Here is a 17,652-nt window from a genome sequence, read left to right on the forward strand (position 1 = left end):
TCTTTTTGCTGTTTCAGTTCAGCTCACCTACAGTCTGCAAGCTGAATATCCGGTGCAATTCCGAACTCCAGCTGTCTAATGGCGCCATTTTACTCCGTTCCCCTTTTTGTTCATACAAGGATAAATCAAAACCGCAATGTGAACAGCACGGGAGGTTTCCGTCATCAGGCTCGTATGATTCATCAAAGTAGGTTAACAGTGCCTGCCTTAAACAGCCGTCACGCTGAAGCAAAAATGATACACGGTGCATTTTTTCCAGCTTCAGCTCCATGCGATATGAAATTTCTTTCTTCATCAGTTCAACTGATGTTTTTCCCTGCATAAAGAGATGAATCATCATACGGGCCTGTGTCTCTCCGACTCCATACTGAAGTAATACGTCACGAAGCCTTCTCTCATCCCGCTCCTCCGTCTTCTCTAGCACACGGATTACGTCGGCGATTTCTTCAGCTGTGACACTCTCCATCTGGATAATCTGTTCCTGCAATTCAAAATCCCCTGGCGCCCGCAGCAAAATGCTGACACTCGGCTTTCCGTCGCGTCCCGCTCTGCCGATTTCCTGCATAAAAGCTTCTGCCGTCTGCGGGAGGTGAAAATGAATTACATATCTGATATCAGGTTTATCGACACCCATTCCAAACGCATTCGTACAACATATCACATCAAGCTGGTTATGAATAAACTGCTGCTGAATTAAAATCCTGTCCCCTGACTCCAAACCGCCATGGTAAAAGTCGGCTCTGCTGCTCGTTTTGCTTTTAATTTCACCCGCTAATTCCTCAGCCCATTTCCGTGTCGGACAATAAACAATTCCCGGACCTTGCAGGTTTTCAACCAGCTGAATGACCCTATCTGTTTTTTCGGCAGTATCCGCCGCATTTTCAACCCTCAGTGCGATGTTTGGGCGGTTGACTGAGTTGAGATGGCGTACAGCATGCTGCAGCTCCAGCAGGTTCATGACATCTTGCAGCGTTTCCTTTGTAGCCGTGGCCGTCAATGCCAGAACGGGCGGGTGACCAAGTTTTTTTCTCAGCTGCCCGAGCTTTGAATAATCAGGCCTGAAGTCGTGTCCCCATTCAGAAATACAATGCGCTTCGTCAATAACAAATAGGCTGATCGGGACGCTTTTCAATTTTTTCAATACATATGGAGACTGTAAAGCTTCAGGAGACAAGTACAAAAATTTATATCGATGAATATGTTCTAAAACAAATTGTCTTTCCTGCCTGTTAAGCATGCTGTTCAAAGCTGCAGCACGCTTTTCCCCCCGGGCTTTGAGCTGCTGCACCTGATCCTCCATTAAAGAAAGCAGTGGAGAAACGATTAATACCATGCCGTCAAGCATATAACCAGGCAGCTGGTAGCAAAGCGATTTTCCTCCCCCAGTCGGGAGCATTGCAATGGTATCCTTCCCGCTGAGTATGCTTTCAATAATGTCCTGCTGCCCTTTTTTAAAGGAAGTAAAACCAAAAAACTGATATAACGTTTGCTGTAATTTAGTCATATTGCTGCACCTGCTTTGTCAATGCCAGTCTGATTTGAAAGTAGCTGAACCGCTGTTCCAGCCCGTCGCGAATTTGTTTGATTTTATTCGTCCGCATCCGTTTGGCAAACTCTGCGATTTGAAGCTGGTCTTCTGCTGATACATAGTCATTAATCATAAACGCAGGCTCATGGAGAGAAATCTCGACAATGTGGTCTTCGATCGTCGCTGTTTTCAGCTTTCTGATTTCAGCAATTCGATGTATCGGAAACCCTTGTTTGACCATCTGCCATGTTTTCCTCGTCGACTCTGTCAGGGCATTATCTAAGTGCACATCAGAAAGGAGATCCTTTAACAAAGCATCTTCACACTCCGGAAGAGAATGAATAAAATAATGTACCGAAGCCCAAAACATGATATAGACATACCATTCATCTTCTTTCAGCGTATCAGCAAGCTGCCTGCTCGTATAACCGATCCGATCGTGCGAAGTTAAGGAGTAGACAAAAATTTGCGCTGCTTTGTCTTCAATCATTTTCAGATGCGCCTCAAGCATGGCAAAAAGGCTTTTTGCCATCTCTATATGATCCGTATGCCGGGACAGGTATTTCTTTACCCAGTGAAGTGTCTTATGATTCTTTGTGACAGGGATATACTGCCTGCTCCCTTGCTGTTTATGGGATAGGACCTGCACAAGCAGCGAAAGCCTTTTCCAAAGCACGCCGGCAGCCTGCTGATAATGAGCGCCGTGACAATGAACGGGCCAAGGCCGCTCGCTAAGGGCATGTCTCAAAACTGCTGCGCCGCTGGCTGTCACTTTGTATGTATCTGTTTCAGACATTGGCGAGAGATATGAATGCTTTTCAAGCTTATCAAGCGACGCAGAAATATCGCTTCTCGAACATTGCGCCGCCATTCCAAAGTATTTTGCAGTCTGAAATAAGCCGGCATCTTGAATGGTTTGTGACGACCTCTTGCCCTTGAATAGGTGAAAAACAGCGCTTCCCGACCGTTCCCCGTTTATTTTGCAAAGGCAATCGAGAACCATAATATCGAAGTAATTTAATGACAACCTATCCACCTACATTCTTCCTGACAAAAATCGTTGATTTGCTCTTTTTATTTTAACAGATTTCAAACAGAAATCGACGTTTAAAGTCATCATTAAGGGGGATGTTATGTAGATAACCCCTTATGTGATAAGCATTCTCAATCATTTTTCTGTTGAAATGTGGCAGCAACATCATTACAATAAGTAAGAGGAATAGGTGTTAAATTGATTAAATATAAAGATTGATCCATTTGTTCCACCAAGAACAATCTGGGAGGTTTTATTCATGGCAAAGTACACAATCGTAGACAAAGATACATGTATTGCATGCGGCGCTTGCGGAGCTGCTGCACCAGACATTTACGATTACGATGATGAAGGCATCGCGTTCGTAACGCTTGATGAAAACAAAGGTGTTGTCGAAGTTCCTGAGGTACTGGAAGAAGATATGATTGACGCTTTTGAAGGATGCCCTACTGATTCCATCAAAGTGGCGGATGAGCCATTTGAAGGCGACCCGCTTAAATTTGAATAGAAGTAACAAAAAAGCTCCCGAACGGGAGCTTTTTTATTTAATGGATATGTGCACTTCGCTGCTGCTCAATCCATGGCTTAAGCTTGATAAAAATTAGTGAGAATACAACCGTAATTACAATACCTTTTATCATGTTAAACGGCAGGATACCTGCGACGACTGCTGTTTTTAGCGCGCTGTCGGATAATGCCGGTGAATGTAAAAACCACGTGTATGCCGGAAGAATCAGAACATAATTTAAAATACTCATTAAAATGGTCATCGCTGCAGTTCCCAAAAGCAGGCTGACAGCCAAGCCCTTTGCTGAGTTGAGTTTTTTAAATAAGAAAGCAGTCGGTAATATAAAGAGTGTTCCTGCAATAAAATTCGCAACTTGCCCTACAGGAACTCCGGCCATGCTTCCCTGAATGATATACTGAAGAACATTTTTTATCGCTTCTACGGCAATACCGGCCAAAGGTCCGTAAATCAGAATGGCAATAATAGCGGGAACGTCGCTAAAATCGATTTTTAAATAATCCGGAAGACCCGGAAACGGGAAATTTAACAGCATCAAAACAAATGCAATGCTGCTCAGCATGCTGACCACAACTAATTTTTTTACTTTCACTTCATTCTCTCCTTTTCGATCACATCTTACTCGAAAACGGAAAGGTTCTTTTCCAGCCAATAAAAAAACCGCTTCATATATAAAAGCGGGGTTTCGAAAATTAGGCTAGGCAAAGAAACGTTTGAAAAATTCAATTTCAAAACGCTTATGAACCTCCATCTTCTCCCATCCAGACTGTACTGTCGGCTCCGGAATCTCACCGAATCCTGCTGTAAAGACAGCTCGCGGGCTTAGAGCCATTGGCTCATCACCGCCGGTAGGGAATTTCACCCTGCCCCGAAGATTGATCATATGAAATTTAATTACATTATAAACGATAACTGGTTGGCTGTATAGAGAATTGCTTCAAATTATATATATTACCTGCAAGCTATCAGATCATTGATTTATTAGGCTTTACTTTTATCCTTTACTGCGTCAATACACGTTGACACTCTTTTGAGAATATGTTAAATTATCAGATATTTAGTTTGTCAATTTAGGAGGAAATCTAACGATGTTTCGAGTATTGGTCTCAGACAAAATGAGCAACGACGGTTTACAGCCACTTATTGAATCAGACTTTATTGAAATCGTTCAAAAAAACGTAGCAGATGCAGAAGATGAATTACATACTTTTGATGCTCTTTTGGTGCGAAGCGCGACAAAAGTAACAGAAGACCTTTTTAACAAAATGACTTCTTTAAAAATTGTCGGAAGAGCCGGTGTCGGTGTCGATAATATCGATATTGATGAGGCTACGAAACACGGGGTAATCGTGATCAATGCTCCGAACGGCAACACCATTTCGACAGCTGAGCATACATTTGCAATGATCTCTTCTTTAATGAGACACATTCCGCAGGCTAATATCTCAGTGAAATCCAGAGAGTGGAACCGCACAGCTTATGTGGGTTCAGAGCTCTATGGAAAAACGCTTGGTATTGTAGGATTAGGCCGAATCGGAAGTGAAATTGCACAGCGTGCGAGAGCGTTCGGTATGACAGTGCACGTTTTTGATCCTTTCTTAACGGAAGAAAGAGCGAAAAAAATCGGCGTAAACAGCCGTACATTTGAAGAAGTGCTTGAAAGTGCGGATATCATTACCGTTCACACGCCTTTAACAAAAGAAACAAAAGGCTTATTGAATAAAGAAACGATTGCAAAAACGAAAAAAGGCGTTCGCTTAATTAACTGTGCGCGAGGCGGAATTATCGATGAAGCTGCACTTCTCGAAGCTTTGGAAAACGGGCATGTTGCGGGAGCGGCTCTTGACGTTTTCGAAGTTGAACCGCCAGTTGACAACAAACTTGTTGATCATCCATTAGTCATTGCCACTCCTCACTTGGGAGCATCAACGAAAGAAGCACAGCTCAATGTCGCCGCCCAAGTGTCAGAAGAAGTTCTGCAGTTCGCAAAAGGCCTGCCTGTCATGTCAGCTATCAACCTGCCTGCCATGACAAAAGATGAATTTGCTAAAATTAAGCCCTACCATCAAATTGCAGGAAAAATTGGCAGCCTTGTATCACAGTGCATGAAAGAACCAGTACAGGATGTTGCCATTCAATATGAAGGCACAATTGCTAAACTTGAAACATCGTTCATTACAAAAGCCCTTCTGTCAGGCTTTTTAAAACCGCGCGTTGACTCTACTGTTAATGAGGTCAATGCCGGGGGTGTCGCAAAAGAACGCGGCATCAGCTTCAGTGAAAAAATTTCCTCTTCTGAATCTGGATACGATAACTGCATCAGCGTAAAAGTGACAGGAGACCGCAGCACCTTTACTGTAACGGCTACGTATATTCCTCATTTCGGAGAACGAATTGTCGAGATCAATGGATTTAATATTGATTTTTATCCGACAGGTCACTTGGTGTATATCCAGCATCAAGATACAACAGGTGTCATCGGCCGAGTAGGACGTATTCTCGGAGATAATGATATTAACATTGCAACCATGCAGGTTGGCCGTAAGGAAAAAGGCGGAGAAGCCATCATGATGCTTTCCTTTGACAGACATCTGGAAGATAAAATTGTGAAAGAACTAACAAATGTCCCTGATATTGTGTCCGTGAAGCTCATTGATCTGCCATAATCCAAAAAAACTCAAGCTATAAAGCTTGAGTTTTTTTATTGTCTATTCTCGTGTGTTTTTATGCAAAATGTCTAAGACACTCCTTAGCTCAGAAACAGGTATTTGGCCTGGTGCCGACGCCTCTTCTCCCGCGCCAAAAGTACAAGCCGATCCAAAAACCTCACCGCTCAGCCTGCTGATAAGCCCTGTTGCAGCCATTGACATTGTAATAATGGGACGGTCTGCATATTTTGTTTTCATTGTATACGTCGCATCAAGCAGCGTTAGGAGATCTCCAGTATCATTCGGCATGACAGCCATTTTTGGAATATGCGCGCCTAATTCCTGCATTTTTCGAAGTCTGGAAAGAATTTCATCTTTTACAGGTGTTTTTTCAAAGTCGTGATTTGACATCACCACATAGACGTTGTTTTCTTCCGCCATCGATACTAACGCTTTTACATGTGCATCTCCTGAAAATAATTCGATGTCTATCAGATCGATGTCTTTTGTTTGGATTGCCGATTCCAGCAAAGCAAGATAGGAGCTTTCGTCCATCTCCATGCTCCCGCCCTCTTTGTGGGTTCTGAATGTAAATAGAAATAGCTTGTCTTCTAAAGATTTACGAAGCTTAGAAATGAGCTTTGTGACCGCTTCTCTGTCATTCGCTTTTTCAAATACGTCGACTCTCCATTCAACAATGTCCGGATTCAGTAATTTTACTGCTTCTGCTTCATTCAGAATTTGTTTTTCTGTCTTTCCCATCAGCGGAATGATGATTTTCGGCATTCCTTCCCCGATGGAAACTCCTTTAATCGTTAACACGTTCACTCGTCTCAAATCCTTTCAATCGTTACCTTGTTTTATTATACACGTACAACTTTTTTTTGAAAATTTCTATTATATGAATAGCAACTAAAAAAGAGCCTTAAAGGGCTCTTTTTAGTTTAAGGAAATCGGATTTGGAGCAGCTGGCACCGGAATTGCATCTGATATGTCATATTTGCCGATTTTTATCGTTCTGGTTTCCGTAAAGGTCACTTCTGTGAAGCCAAACTCTTTTGCAGTCAAAAGTAGTCCCTCAATCATTAAAATACCGGCAATAGAATCATCAACTTCTGACTCCTTTGAAAAGCGGATATATAAGTGTTTCTGTTTCTTCGTTACAGATTGGACAGCACCCGCTTGAATAAGAGGTGTCGTATCTTCTTGGCTGCTCGATTCCATCTCCTTAATCGCTTCTTTTACTGTATCAAAAGAATTATTTGACGGAACGAGAAAGTCTTGTCCTTGTTTATTTTGGTACAAGTAGTAGGATCGTTTTGACTGTTTGGGAATCGAAATTTCCGTAAAAGTGCCATATGAGCCAATCCGAACCCCAGTCTCATTTTGATCCGATAAAAATTTTACTTTTTCATAAGGACTCCATTTTAAGGATTCTTTAAGCAATTTTTTTAACAGTGTATCATCTTTTATAGAAAATGCCGTAGCTGGCTGATGGACTCGTATACTTAATTCCTTCTGCTTTGGTTTTTCCTTTATTTCTACTTCATCTATGAAGGTTGGAATTGTAATGGCATGATCAAGGATGCCCAATTCACTACTTTCAAACAGCATATCCTGGATCGTTTGGTCTGCATTTGTTTTTTGAATGCTGACGGGTATGATTGCAGATGTATCGGCATCAGCAACCGCTACAGTGATGTAATTGTCTTGTTCCTTTTCAGGAACGACAAACGATGTCTGATCCAAGGATGATGCAGCTTTTGGGCTGTCTTCTGTCTCAGTTTTCGTTACTGCGTTCTCTTGGGACGCTTCTTTTTGTTGAGGCTGTGCCTGATCAAAGAAATGAGGAGAAATAATGAAGGCGATATAAACCGCAATTGCAGCGGCACACGCGGGGCCAATCCACCTGACAGCGGGCTTATTTTTACGCTTTGCCATCGTCAGCCGCTTGTAAATATCCTGAGGCGAACGATGGTCTTTAACTGCCGGAAGTTGACTTAACAACTCCTTTATCTGTTCTTCGTTCCATTCTGACTTCATCATCCATTAGCTCCTCCCTCAAAAGCTCCATATGTTTCCGAAGTACTTTGAGCCCTCTGTGTTGGGTCGTTTTTACTTTGCTTTCCGAGAAGCGCAGAGCCTTGGCTGTTTCCTGTATTGAATACCCCTGAATAAACCGCAAGATAATCACAGCTCTTTGATCGATTGTACATTGATCAAGCGCAGCATAAATTTCCCGGACATTTTCATGTTGAACGGCAAGTTCGTCCGGTAGCAATTGCTGATCCCTGACATCCTGTGTATCCCAGTCAAATGTACCGAGTATACGCTGTCTGATTGTTTGCTGTTTACGGAACCAGTCTATCGCAACATGGCGTGCGATAGACAATAGCCATGTTTTTTCACTGCTTCTTCCTTCAAACGTATGATAAGAATTTAATACCCGGATATAAACCTCTTGAAGAAGGTCTTCTGTCTGGTTTTTATCCTTTACCATATAAAATAAAAATTGGTACAAATCTTGATGATATGTATCATATAATAATTGAAAGGTTTCTTCCATTTGAAACCCCTCCGTTCACTTTTTTGTCGTATGAATAGCTTGAAAAGTTACATTACAACTATATTACGAGTAACTGGAATTTGGAAGGGAATTTATATTAACATATCCTTAAATTTTATTAATGTTGGCTATTAAAAAAACACCCGCTTAGTCAGCGGGTGTTTCTTATGGAACAAGATTCTTCGGCAAATTCAGACTCGATTTTACCGTTTTGTCGGAATATAAAAAGTAAATGTTGTTCCTTTATCTATTCGGCTGTGCACAGTAATTGATCCGTTGTGGGCTTCCACGATATTTTTAACGATAGCCAGCCCTAACCCGGTTCCTGCTCTGCCCCTTGTCCGCGCTTTATCTGCCTTATAAAACCGTTCAAAGATAAATGGCAGATCTTCTTCCGGTATGCCGGACCCGGAGTCTTTGATATCAATTTTCAATCCATCCTTCACAGAATGGACTGAAATGGAGACACTGCCGCCGGCTGAAGTATGCCGCAGCGCGTTATCGATCAAATTGGTAAATACCTGCTCCATCTTGTCTTCATCAAACATAAATTCCTCTTCTGTGAGAGAAATGTCATGATGTAAAGCAATATTTTTTTCTTTAGCAACACCGGAAAACTTCCGAATGATCTTTTCTAAAAACTCATTCACATTGATTTTTTCATAATGTAAGCCTGTATGGCCTGATTCCATTCGGGCTAAATCAAGCAAATCATTAACTAAACGGCCCATTCGGAGCGATTCGTCATAAATGATTTGGGCAATTTCTTTCCGGTCTTCTTCAGAGCTTGCAATGTCATCAACAATTGCTTCACTGTATCCCTGGAGCATGGAGATCGGTGTTCTCAGCTCATGACTGACATTTGCGATAAAGTCCTCCCGCAGCTTATCAAGGCGGCGTTCTTCTGTCATGTCACGCAGTACGGCAACCGCTCCTCTGACATGCGATTCCGCATAAAGCGGCGACATCAAAAGCACCCATGATCTGCCTTGCAGCGTCATCTCAATCATTTGTTCTTTTTCAGTGCTGACAGCGTTTTGAAACAGCTCTTTTGCTTCAGGCGGAAGGTTGTCGCCTTCTTTGATATTCATGTTCTGTTCATAATACCAAGCCTGAAGAAAACGTTCAGCCGGCGGGTTGGTCACAAGAATCGTACCGTCAATATTAATGGTAATAACCCCGTCAGCCATACTGCTCAAAATGTTAGAAAGCTGCTCTTTTTCTTGATTGAGCGCATTGATATGAAAGTTAAGCTGCCGGCCCATTTGATTAAAAGCGGTTGCCAGTTCACCGATTTCATCCTGAGTTAAAATCGGGATTTTTGTGTCGAACTTGCCCTTCGCCAAATCCTGCGCGCCTTCTCTCATTTTTCGGAGAGGGTACGTGACCCTGCTTGATAAAAAGAATGCGAAAAATGTGGTCAGCACAATCGCAATTCCAGCGGCAAGAAAAATATAGCGGGTCGTATGTTTTGTTGTATCTTTAACGGCAAGCAAAGACTGGGATAAAAAGACCATGCCTTTCTTTCCGTCTTTTTCATACGGGACACCTACAATCAGGCGTTCATTATCCGTGTCTGTATCGCTCAGTCCCGTCCGTTTGCTTACTTTTTTATGGTCTTTGAGAGCTTTATTTAAGTCTTTGTCATGCTGTATTTGCTCAACCGTAATAGACGACAGGCGATTTTTATCATTCGGAGAATACCAGTGGTTCTTCTCATCCTGGATGATGGCAATGCTTGTTAAGTTATCAGCGAGCTCCCAAGTGATTGACCTTGCCAGTGCCTGGTCCTCGTGATTTTCTAGGATGACAGCAACTTTATTCGCAAGCTGTGTTAAATCATTCTCGGCTTCTTCCACATGGTAGTTTTCAATAAACTCCAGCAAAAGAACCGTTAAAATGAACAATACGATCAAGACGAGTGAAAGGATCGTAAACCACAGCTTGCCTACTACGCTTTTCCAAAATTTCATTCAGCGCCGACCTCAAATTTATAACCTACACCCCATACGGTGACAATTTTTTTCGCAGCCTCCGGAGAAACCTTGTTCAGCTTCTCTCTCAAGCGTTTGACGTGAGTGTCCACTGTCCGTAAATCACCAAAAAACTCATATTGCCACACTTCTTTCAGAAGCTTTTCCCGATCATACACCTTGTCAGGCGTTTTCGCTAAGAAATATAGAAGCTCATACTCTTTTGGCGTCAGGCTCACTTCTGTACCATCAGCTGTTACGCGGTGAGCGTCATGGTCTATGGACAGATGTGAAAACACGAGCACATTTTTCGTCGGTGTATTGGCATTGAAATAAGAGGTTTGGGATGCTCTTCTCAAAAGGGCCTTTACACGCAGCACGACTTCTCTCGGGCTGAACGGCTTAACAATATAATCATCTGTTCCCGCTTCAAACCCCTGCACCCGGTTTGCTTCTTCTCCTTTTGCGGTCAGCATGATAATGGGTGTCGCTTTTTTTTCACGAATTTGCCGGCACACTTCAATTCCATCAGTCCCCGGCATCATCAGATCAAGCAAAATTAAGTCATAATTGGCTTCAAGCCCTTTGGCAATGGCTTCATCACCATTTTCCGCTTCATCTATAGCATAATTTTCACGTTCAAGATACATTCTTAAAAGGCGGCGAATTCTGGCTTCGTCATCAACTACTAATATTTTTGTTTCGTTCGTTTGGTCCATGTTTTCCCCCTGCTTTCCTTCTGTTACTTTCATTTTATCAAATCGTGAGAAAGTTTGAGAACTGTGTCGCTTTCAAAGGACTATGCATAAGAATGAAGTCCGGCAAGCACAAGATTTACGAATATTAAATTAAACATAATAATAGCAAAACCGATTACGGCCAGCCATGCTGACTTCTCACCGTGCCAGCCTCTTGACAGTCTTAAATGCAAGTAGGCGGCATAGAACAAAAATGTGATCAGCGCCCATACTTCCTTAGGGTCCCAGCCCCAAAATCTGGTCCACGCGAGCTGAGCCCAAATCATTGCAAAGATCAGCGCGCCGAGTGTAAAGATCGGAAATCCGATTGATACTGCCCTGTACCCAACCTCATCCACCAGATCAAGATTGACGTTTTTCACCAGCGGATGTAATAGAGCGCTGATTCTTTTTCTGATGATCAGACGGAGAGCCCCATACAACACAAGACCTGCTCCAAATGACCAAATGACAGTGTTCACTTTTCTGCCTGAGAAAAGCGCGGGAAGATCAACAAGCGGTTCCATTCTTCCTTCGGTCAAAAGCTCTCCCTGATGCGGACCGACAAGCGCGGGCATTTCGTACACCATCACGCTTTTTTCTTTACTTTTGTCCACCCAGTTAAACTCCGCTTCATAGCCTGCAAGACGAAATGCTGATGTGATTGCAATAAAGGCTACGGTTGTGACCAGGATAAACATAATCGCTTCAAGCCAGAAGGTCTTTTTGCTTGGCTTTGTCTGGTCTACATGCTTCAAAAGAAAGATGACACCAGCGACAAAGCTGATGGCAAGTATAGCTTGCCCAAGCGCAGCCGTTGTTACGTGAATATACAGCCAGTTACTTTGGAGCGAAGGAATTAAAGGCGAGATATCTGTCGGAAACATGCTGGCGTAGGCAATCAGCAATAAAGCAATTGACAGCGTAAACAGGCCTAATGAAGGCAATCTATAGAGAAAATAAAGAATGATAAACGCCAAAACAAGCATCATGCCAAAAGCGGTGGTGAATTCAAACATATTGCTGACAGGCGCATGGCCGCTGGCAGCCCACCTTGTGATGAAATATCCAAGGTGGCAGAAAAAACCAACAATAGAAAGGGTGATTCCAATGTTGGCCCATCGGTTTGGCCTGCCCTTTTTATTTTTATTCCCACGTATGGCCCCGCCGAAAATTGGGACAGCGATTAAATACACAAGAAAGGCCGCATAAAGAAAATTTCCGCTCAGCTCTGCCATGACATCACTCCCTTTTCGCCTATTTCTGTGTTTTGATTAATTCTTTTTGGTCCGCCGGTTCAGTCAGTCCGGAATCAGCCAATATAAATGCTAAATCCTTCTTCAGGCCAAACCAGTTTTTATTGGTATGCCCCGCTACCATAACTGCACCGTCCTGTGAGTGCAGCCAAATTCTTCGATGCTGCCAGTACATACCTTGAATAACACCGATCATAAAAATGGCTCCGCCGACAGCAAGCACCCAGAGTGTCAGATCCTTTCTGACTGTAAGTCCAGTAATGTTTTTCGTTTCGACATGGTCAAATTTCAGCTTGTATTTATTATTGCCTGATCCTTCGATGGTTTCTTGGATGGCGACAAAGCTCTTTTCGCCTTTCGGTTTGTCCGGCGTTATAATATTAAAGACAAAAGCCGGATTGTTAGGGATCTTTGTTTTTGTGCTTGGCTCTCCGTCCTGATTAAAATAGAAGTCAGGCAGGTAGCTGGCGATTTCCACCTTGTAACCGTTGCCAAGATCATAGACCGAATCTGGATCCAGAAGGTTGATCTTCAGGCTCCCAAAGGATTTTTTTGTTTTTTTATCAATCAGCTGGAACACCATTTGGTCAAGCTGATTCTCTTTGTAATCCACCTGGTAAACGGAAAAAGATTCAAAACGCAGCGGCTGATTGACACGGATGTCTTCTTCTGTTACTTTTTTCAGCTTCGGCTTCTCGCCATAAACAATTTTTCCTTCTCTCTTGTAGAGTACGGCATCGGTTTGAAAGTTCTTTGCCACTCTACCGTCCCCGACTCTGTCAATGGCATCTGCAAATACCTTTTTTTCTGTTTTGCTGTTATAGGTCTCTACGCTGAATTGATTGTTTTTCAAATAATATTTTCCGTCTGTACCCGGAATTGCGGCGGTTTCGCCTTCTCTGACCCAAAGCGTCTCATCGACGTACATGCCAGGTACAAATCTCAGCATCGCACCAATCAAAAAGATGATCAATCCAATATGGTTGACATACGGGCCCCAGCGGGAAAAGCGTCCTTTTTCAGCAAGAATGCTGCCCTCTTTTTCTCTGATTCTATAATGTTTTTTCTTTAATAGAGCAACTATCTTTTCTTTCGATTCCCCGTTCAGTACAGTAACTGTTTCACTGAACAAGCGCTGCCTTCTTAAAAAAGCTGGGCTCCTTCTGACGCCTTGGTTTTTTAACGCTCTGTACAACGGAATGACCCGATCAAGGCTGCAAATCACGAGTGAAATGCCGATCGAGGCAATGAGCAGCAAATACCACCAAGAACCATATAAATGATGAAACCCGAGCAAATAATAAAGCTGGCCAAACGTGCCGTACTGCTCCTTGTAATAAGTATCAGCCTGTGCGCCCGGAGGCAGATAGGCTTCCTGGGGAAAAATGGTGCCGAACGCTGATGCGGCAAGGGTTATGACGATAAGCCATATTCCCACCTTAACCGAGGAAAAGAAATTCCAAATTTTGTCGATGATCGTTTTGTTATAGGTTTGCGAACGTCTTGCGCTTCCGTCATATCTCATATCAGCGAGCGGAGGTTGAGTTTCCTGAAGAGCTCTTCCGCACGATTCGCATAAAACGGTTCCGACCGGGTTTATATGTCCGCATTCACATTTGACTTGCTTCATCCCGAAGTCTCTCCGGGTTTTATGAGATTCATATAATCGTGTATCATGCTTTCTGTCATAGTGCCGGTCACCACCTTGACAACTTTTCCTTCCGGATTGATCAAAAAGGTTGTCGGAAGTGGAGATACGTCATAGGCATCAAGCACTTGGCGATCTGTATCCAGAACAACCGGGAAATTGACTCCGTAGGATTTCATAAAATTATGTACTGCTATCTTTGACTCCCCAACATTTACAGCGACAATTTCAACACCTTGGCTTTTAAAATACTTATATTGGTTTGCCATATAAGGAAACTCTTTTTTGCACGGTTCACACCATGTACCCCAGAAATTCAAAAAAACACCTTTCCCTTTTAAGTCACTGAGCTCGATACGTTTCCCATTCGTATCCTCTAGGACAAAATTCGGTGCGTCGGACCCTTCGGATATACTCTCTTTGCCGGCAAATACAGCGTTGTAAATGGTATAGCCGAGTGCGCAGATTAAAACGAGAAGGATGCCGGTCCGAATGAATAAACGCCTTTTTTTCTTCATTGTCCACTGCCCCCTTCCCCCTATTGCAGATCCATTCAATTATATCATTGCACGTTCATTTCACATTTCTTACTTTTTGAAGGTTATGTGAAATTTAGAAAGCGTTTTTACCGTGATCCGCCAGTGCTCTGAGCCTTTTTACTTCGTGAGGCGTAAGCTCTCTGGCATCGCCCGTGTGCAGGCCTCGCAGGTTTAAAAACGCGTATTCCTCACGCTTCAGCTTGATTACCTCATGTCCGATCGCTTCAAACATGCGGCGCACCTGTCTGTTGCGTCCCTCATGGATCGTCAGCTGAATAATGCTTGTCTGCTTTTTCTTATCCAAAGACAGCAGCTTCGCTTTAGCAGGCGCTGTTTTGCCTTCCTCCAGCCTAATTCCGCGCTCCAGCTTTCTGAGCAGCTCTTTAGGCGGGATTCCTTTCACCTTCGCCACGTATGTTTTGTCTATTTCATACTTAGGATGCATTAGCTTATTGGCGAATTCGCCGTCATTGGTTAAAAGCAAAAGACCGCTCGTATCATAGTCCAGACGCCCAATCGGATAAATGCGCTGCGGAATATTTTTAAAAAAGTCCGTCACCACTTTGCGTCCTTTATCATCTTGCGCTGCGGAAATAACGCCTCTTGGTTTATATAAGAGAAAGTAAACCGGCTCTTCGCGTTCAACCTTTAACCCGTTTACCTCAATCTGATCAGAACCGGTGACCTTAACACCTAGCTCTGTTACTACTTTGCCATTCACCTTTACTTTTCCTTCTTTAATCAGCTCTTCTGCCTTTCTGCGCGACGCAACTCCGGCATGAGCAATCACTTTTTGCAGTCTTTCCATGTCTTTCACCTCAAGTATTATCTTACTTTTTTCAACCTTAACAAACAAGCTTTTTCAAATTCCTATGCCAAATCTAAAAAAAACGCCGTTTTCAGGCGCTCCCAAATAATAACGTAACGATGATGATAGATGCAACTACGCCGATTAAATCTGCAAGAAGTCCCACCTTTAATGCATCACCCATTTTTTTAATGCCGACTGCTCCGAAATACACAGTCAGTACGTAAAGCGTTGTATCTGTAGATCCCTGCATGACGGAAGCCAGCCTGCCGATAAAGGAATCGGGCCCGTATACTGCAATTAAATCGGTCGTCATTCCGAGTGCGGCCGTACCGGAGATCGGGCGGATCAGAGCAAGCGGCACTACTTCAGCAGGGATGCCGATAGCGGAGAAAGCCGGTTTTAAAAGATCCATTATAAAATCAAGCGCGCCTGATGATCTGAAAACAGTTATAGCGACAAGCATTCCGACTAAATAGGGGATAATGGAAAAGGCGATTTCTATCCCCTCTTTTCCGCCTTCGACAAACGATTCATATGTCGGAACCTTTTTGATCGTTCCATAAAGAAGAATTCCGGCAATAATGATTGGAATCATGGCTAAAGACAGCCAGTTGATGATTTCCATCCGCTCACCTTCCCTTCTTTTTGCGGCGGTAATAAAAATACCGATCAATGATAATGGCACCGATTCCGGAAATAAGCGTTGCCAAAATGCTTGGCCCGACGATATCTGTCGGCGTTTTGGAGGAATAAGCCATTCGGACAGCGATCACCGTTGTCGGGATGAGTGTGATGCAGGACGTATTAACAGCTAAAAAAGTAATCATCGACCGGCTTGCTTCCGATCGGTTTCCGTTCAGCTTTTTCATTTGTTCCATTGCTTTAATGCCAAGCGGAGTTGCTGCATTTCCGAGGCCGAAGAAATTCACCATAAGATTAGATAAAATATAGCCCATCGCCGGGTGATCCGGCGGTATATCAGGGAACAGTTTAGATATAAAAGGCCTGCACATCCGGCTGAAAATATCCAAAAGCCCTGACTGCTCGGCGATTTTCATTAAGCCAAGCCAGAAAACAAGCACGCTCATCAATCCGAATGAGATCGTAATCGCTTCTTTCGCACCCTTAAACACGGCTTCATTTACATCTTGCAGAGTTCCGTTGCACATCGCAAAAACGAGTCCGATCACGGTTAAACAGACCCAAATTATATTGACCATTTTGCTCCGCCTGCCGCATTCAGAAAGATTGATTTAAACGTTTCAAAAAATTGTTTCTTCGGTTTTTGATGCCGCTCATTTTCATAATAGATCGGCACTTTTGCGATGGTTGCATCGTTGAACATGATCTCCATGTGCCCTACGATGTCAGGGATTTTCGAGGCATCTTTTTCCCATGCTTTTTTCGGCTTGAGCAGTGTGGTATTAATTTTTACATCTTCTTTTTCCTCTTCGGTCAGCAAATAGGTGATATCACGTTTGATAAAAGCCTTCGATTCATAAAATGTGCCTTTCAGCTTTGGAATATCCCCTTTTTTTGCAATTAAATAGGTTTGATAATGCTCAAACACATAGTTAAACATCTTCATATGGTCATCCCAATCATTAGGGTCATTAATGGTGACGGCTATCAGGTCAATGCCGTCCTTTGAAGCCGTAGAGACCAGTGTCCGTTTTGCAAGTTTTGTATAGCCTGTTTTTCCTCCTGTGCTGTACGGATAAAGCATGGTCAGCAGTTTGTTTTTGTTTTTCCATACGCTTTCCATCGTTTCCGCTTTGTATATTTTTGTGCCTGAAATCTTTTGATAGTCTTTCAGCTTCATAGCATACTTAGTTAAAATGGCCATGTCATAGGCTGTTGAATAATGATTTTCATGGTCGTCCAATCCGTGCGGGTTTTGAAAACGGGTGTTTTTCATACCAAGCTGCTCGGCTTTTTGATTCATCATATAAACAAACCCATCGAGGCTCCCACCGACATGCTCAGCAATCGCGACAGCGGCGTCGTTTCCTGATCTTAGCATCAGGCCATACACAAGATCTTTCAGCTTCACTTTTTGACCTTCTGTTAAATAAATGGCGGAGCCTTCTGTTCTGACAGCATTTGCCGAAACCGTCACTGTTTGATCCATTTTGCCGGATTCGATGGCGAGGACGGCGGTCATAATTTTTGTGATGCTCGCGATCCGCCTTTTTTGATGCTCGTCCTTGGCATATAACACTCTGCCTGACGCACCGTCAATAATGATCGCGCTTTTTGCACTGACATCTATAGCAGCATGTGCTGTATTCACATTTACAGTTGCAATAAGAAAAGAAATCATGATCACGAATACTGCCTTTTTGAAAATGCGCATGTTTGCTCACGTCCTTGTGGTGGTTTGTACA

The 17,652-nt window shown here is 43.1% G+C and carries 17 protein-coding genes and 1 riboswitch; of the genes, 2 read left to right on the plus strand and 15 right to left on the minus strand.

The window, feature by feature from the left end:
- Positions 1-13 precede the first annotated feature (13 nt).
- Both ACZ07B_RS02505 and ACZ07B_RS02510 read right to left on the minus strand, forming a co-directional pair.
- Positions 14-1,504 carry a RecQ family ATP-dependent DNA helicase gene (locus tag ACZ07B_RS02505; protein WP_464876866.1) on the minus strand — a complete coding sequence of 497 codons (1,491 nt, stop codon included), beginning with the start codon at positions 1,502-1,504 and terminating at the stop codon, positions 14-16.
- Complete coding sequence (locus ACZ07B_RS02510) at positions 1,497-2,555, minus strand: YpbB family protein (RefSeq protein WP_464877031.1); 1,059 nt, start codon at positions 2,553-2,555, stop codon at positions 1,497-1,499. The genes ACZ07B_RS02505 and ACZ07B_RS02510 overlap by 8 nt, the downstream gene beginning before the upstream one ends.
- Before the next feature lie 265 nt (positions 2,556-2,820).
- Here ACZ07B_RS02510 and ACZ07B_RS02515 point away from each other — a divergent pair, with 265 nt between their 5' ends.
- Positions 2,821-3,069 carry a ferredoxin gene (locus tag ACZ07B_RS02515; protein WP_003225461.1) on the plus strand — a complete coding sequence of 83 codons (249 nt, stop codon included), beginning with the start codon at positions 2,821-2,823 and terminating at the stop codon, positions 3,067-3,069.
- A 37-nt stretch (positions 3,070-3,106) separates the two neighbouring features.
- Here ACZ07B_RS02515 and fmnP read toward each other — a convergent pair whose 3' ends face one another.
- Complete coding sequence (gene fmnP / locus ACZ07B_RS02520) at positions 3,107-3,679, minus strand: riboflavin transporter FmnP (RefSeq protein ID WP_004399159.1); 573 nt, start codon at positions 3,677-3,679, stop codon at positions 3,107-3,109.
- Positions 3,680-3,832: 153 nt separating this feature from the next.
- Positions 3,833-3,967: riboswitch (FMN riboswitch) on the minus strand.
- Between the two features lie 208 nt (positions 3,968-4,175).
- Here fmnP and serA point away from each other — a divergent pair.
- Positions 4,176-5,753 carry a phosphoglycerate dehydrogenase gene (gene serA / locus ACZ07B_RS02525; RefSeq protein ID WP_004398713.1) on the plus strand — a complete coding sequence of 526 codons (1,578 nt, stop codon included), beginning with the start codon at positions 4,176-4,178 and terminating at the stop codon, positions 5,751-5,753.
- Between the two features lie 42 nt (positions 5,754-5,795).
- Here the strand turns inward: serA and aroD are convergent, their stop codons facing one another.
- The 12 genes from aroD to dacB all read right to left on the minus strand — a co-directional run bounded on the left by aroD (position 5,796) and on the right by dacB (position 17,621).
- A complete protein-coding gene (aroD, locus tag ACZ07B_RS02530; protein ID WP_464876867.1) occupies positions 5,796-6,563 on the minus strand; it encodes a type I 3-dehydroquinate dehydratase in 768 nt (255 codons plus the stop codon).
- A 111-nt stretch (positions 6,564-6,674) separates the two neighbouring features.
- The gene (gene rsiX / locus ACZ07B_RS02535) at positions 6,675-7,781 is read right to left on the minus strand and encodes an anti-sigma-X factor RsiX (protein ID WP_464876868.1); all 1,107 of its coding nucleotides are present in this window, start codon (positions 7,779-7,781) and stop codon (positions 6,675-6,677) included.
- Complete coding sequence (sigX, locus tag ACZ07B_RS02540) at positions 7,717-8,301, minus strand: RNA polymerase sigma factor SigX (RefSeq protein ID WP_003230521.1); 585 nt, start codon at positions 8,299-8,301, stop codon at positions 7,717-7,719. Before sigX ends, rsiX begins: the two co-directional genes overlap by 65 nt.
- 203 nt (positions 8,302-8,504) lie before the next feature.
- A complete protein-coding gene (gene resE / locus ACZ07B_RS02545) occupies positions 8,505-10,274 on the minus strand; it encodes a sensor histidine kinase ResE (RefSeq protein ID WP_015714187.1) in 1,770 nt (589 codons plus the stop codon).
- Positions 10,271-10,993 carry a DNA-binding response regulator ResD gene (gene resD / locus ACZ07B_RS02550; RefSeq protein WP_003246107.1) on the minus strand — a complete coding sequence of 241 codons (723 nt, stop codon included), beginning with the start codon at positions 10,991-10,993 and terminating at the stop codon, positions 10,271-10,273. Before resD ends, resE begins: the two co-directional genes overlap by 4 nt.
- Before the next feature lie 80 nt (positions 10,994-11,073).
- Positions 11,074-12,249 carry a cytochrome c biogenesis protein ResC gene (gene resC / locus ACZ07B_RS02555; protein ID WP_230488241.1) on the minus strand — a complete coding sequence of 392 codons (1,176 nt, stop codon included), beginning with the start codon at positions 12,247-12,249 and terminating at the stop codon, positions 11,074-11,076.
- Between the two features lie 19 nt (positions 12,250-12,268).
- Positions 12,269-13,897, minus strand: coding sequence for a cytochrome c biogenesis protein ResB (gene resB, locus ACZ07B_RS02560; RefSeq protein WP_464876869.1), 1,629 nt, complete (start codon positions 13,895-13,897; stop codon positions 12,269-12,271).
- Entirely contained in the window at positions 13,894-14,433 is a 540-nt protein-coding gene (gene resA, locus ACZ07B_RS02565; protein ID WP_464876870.1) for a thiol-disulfide oxidoreductase ResA, read from the minus strand. The genes resB and resA overlap by 4 nt, the downstream gene beginning before the upstream one ends.
- A 94-nt stretch (positions 14,434-14,527) precedes the next feature.
- Positions 14,528-15,262, minus strand: a complete 735-nt coding sequence (gene rluB, locus ACZ07B_RS02570; protein WP_004398815.1) for a 23S rRNA pseudouridine(2605) synthase RluB — start codon at positions 15,260-15,262, stop codon at positions 14,528-14,530.
- A gap of 91 nt (positions 15,263-15,353) precedes the next feature.
- On the minus strand, positions 15,354-15,890 hold the full coding sequence (spmB, locus tag ACZ07B_RS02575) for a spore maturation protein SpmB (RefSeq protein WP_003230509.1): 537 nt from the start codon (positions 15,888-15,890) through the stop codon (positions 15,354-15,356).
- A gap of 4 nt (positions 15,891-15,894) precedes the next feature.
- Positions 15,895-16,485 carry a spore maturation protein SpmA gene (gene spmA, locus ACZ07B_RS02580; protein ID WP_464876871.1) on the minus strand — a complete coding sequence of 197 codons (591 nt, stop codon included), beginning with the start codon at positions 16,483-16,485 and terminating at the stop codon, positions 15,895-15,897.
- Positions 16,473-17,621: a D-alanyl-D-alanine carboxypeptidase DacB gene (gene dacB / locus ACZ07B_RS02585; RefSeq protein WP_014480157.1), complete on the minus strand. Its 1,149-nt coding sequence runs from the start codon at positions 17,619-17,621 to the stop codon at positions 16,473-16,475. Before dacB ends, spmA begins: the two co-directional genes overlap by 13 nt.
- Positions 17,622-17,652: the final 31 nt, after the last annotated feature.

It is taken from the genome of Bacillus sp. 9.4, assembly GCF_055486415.1.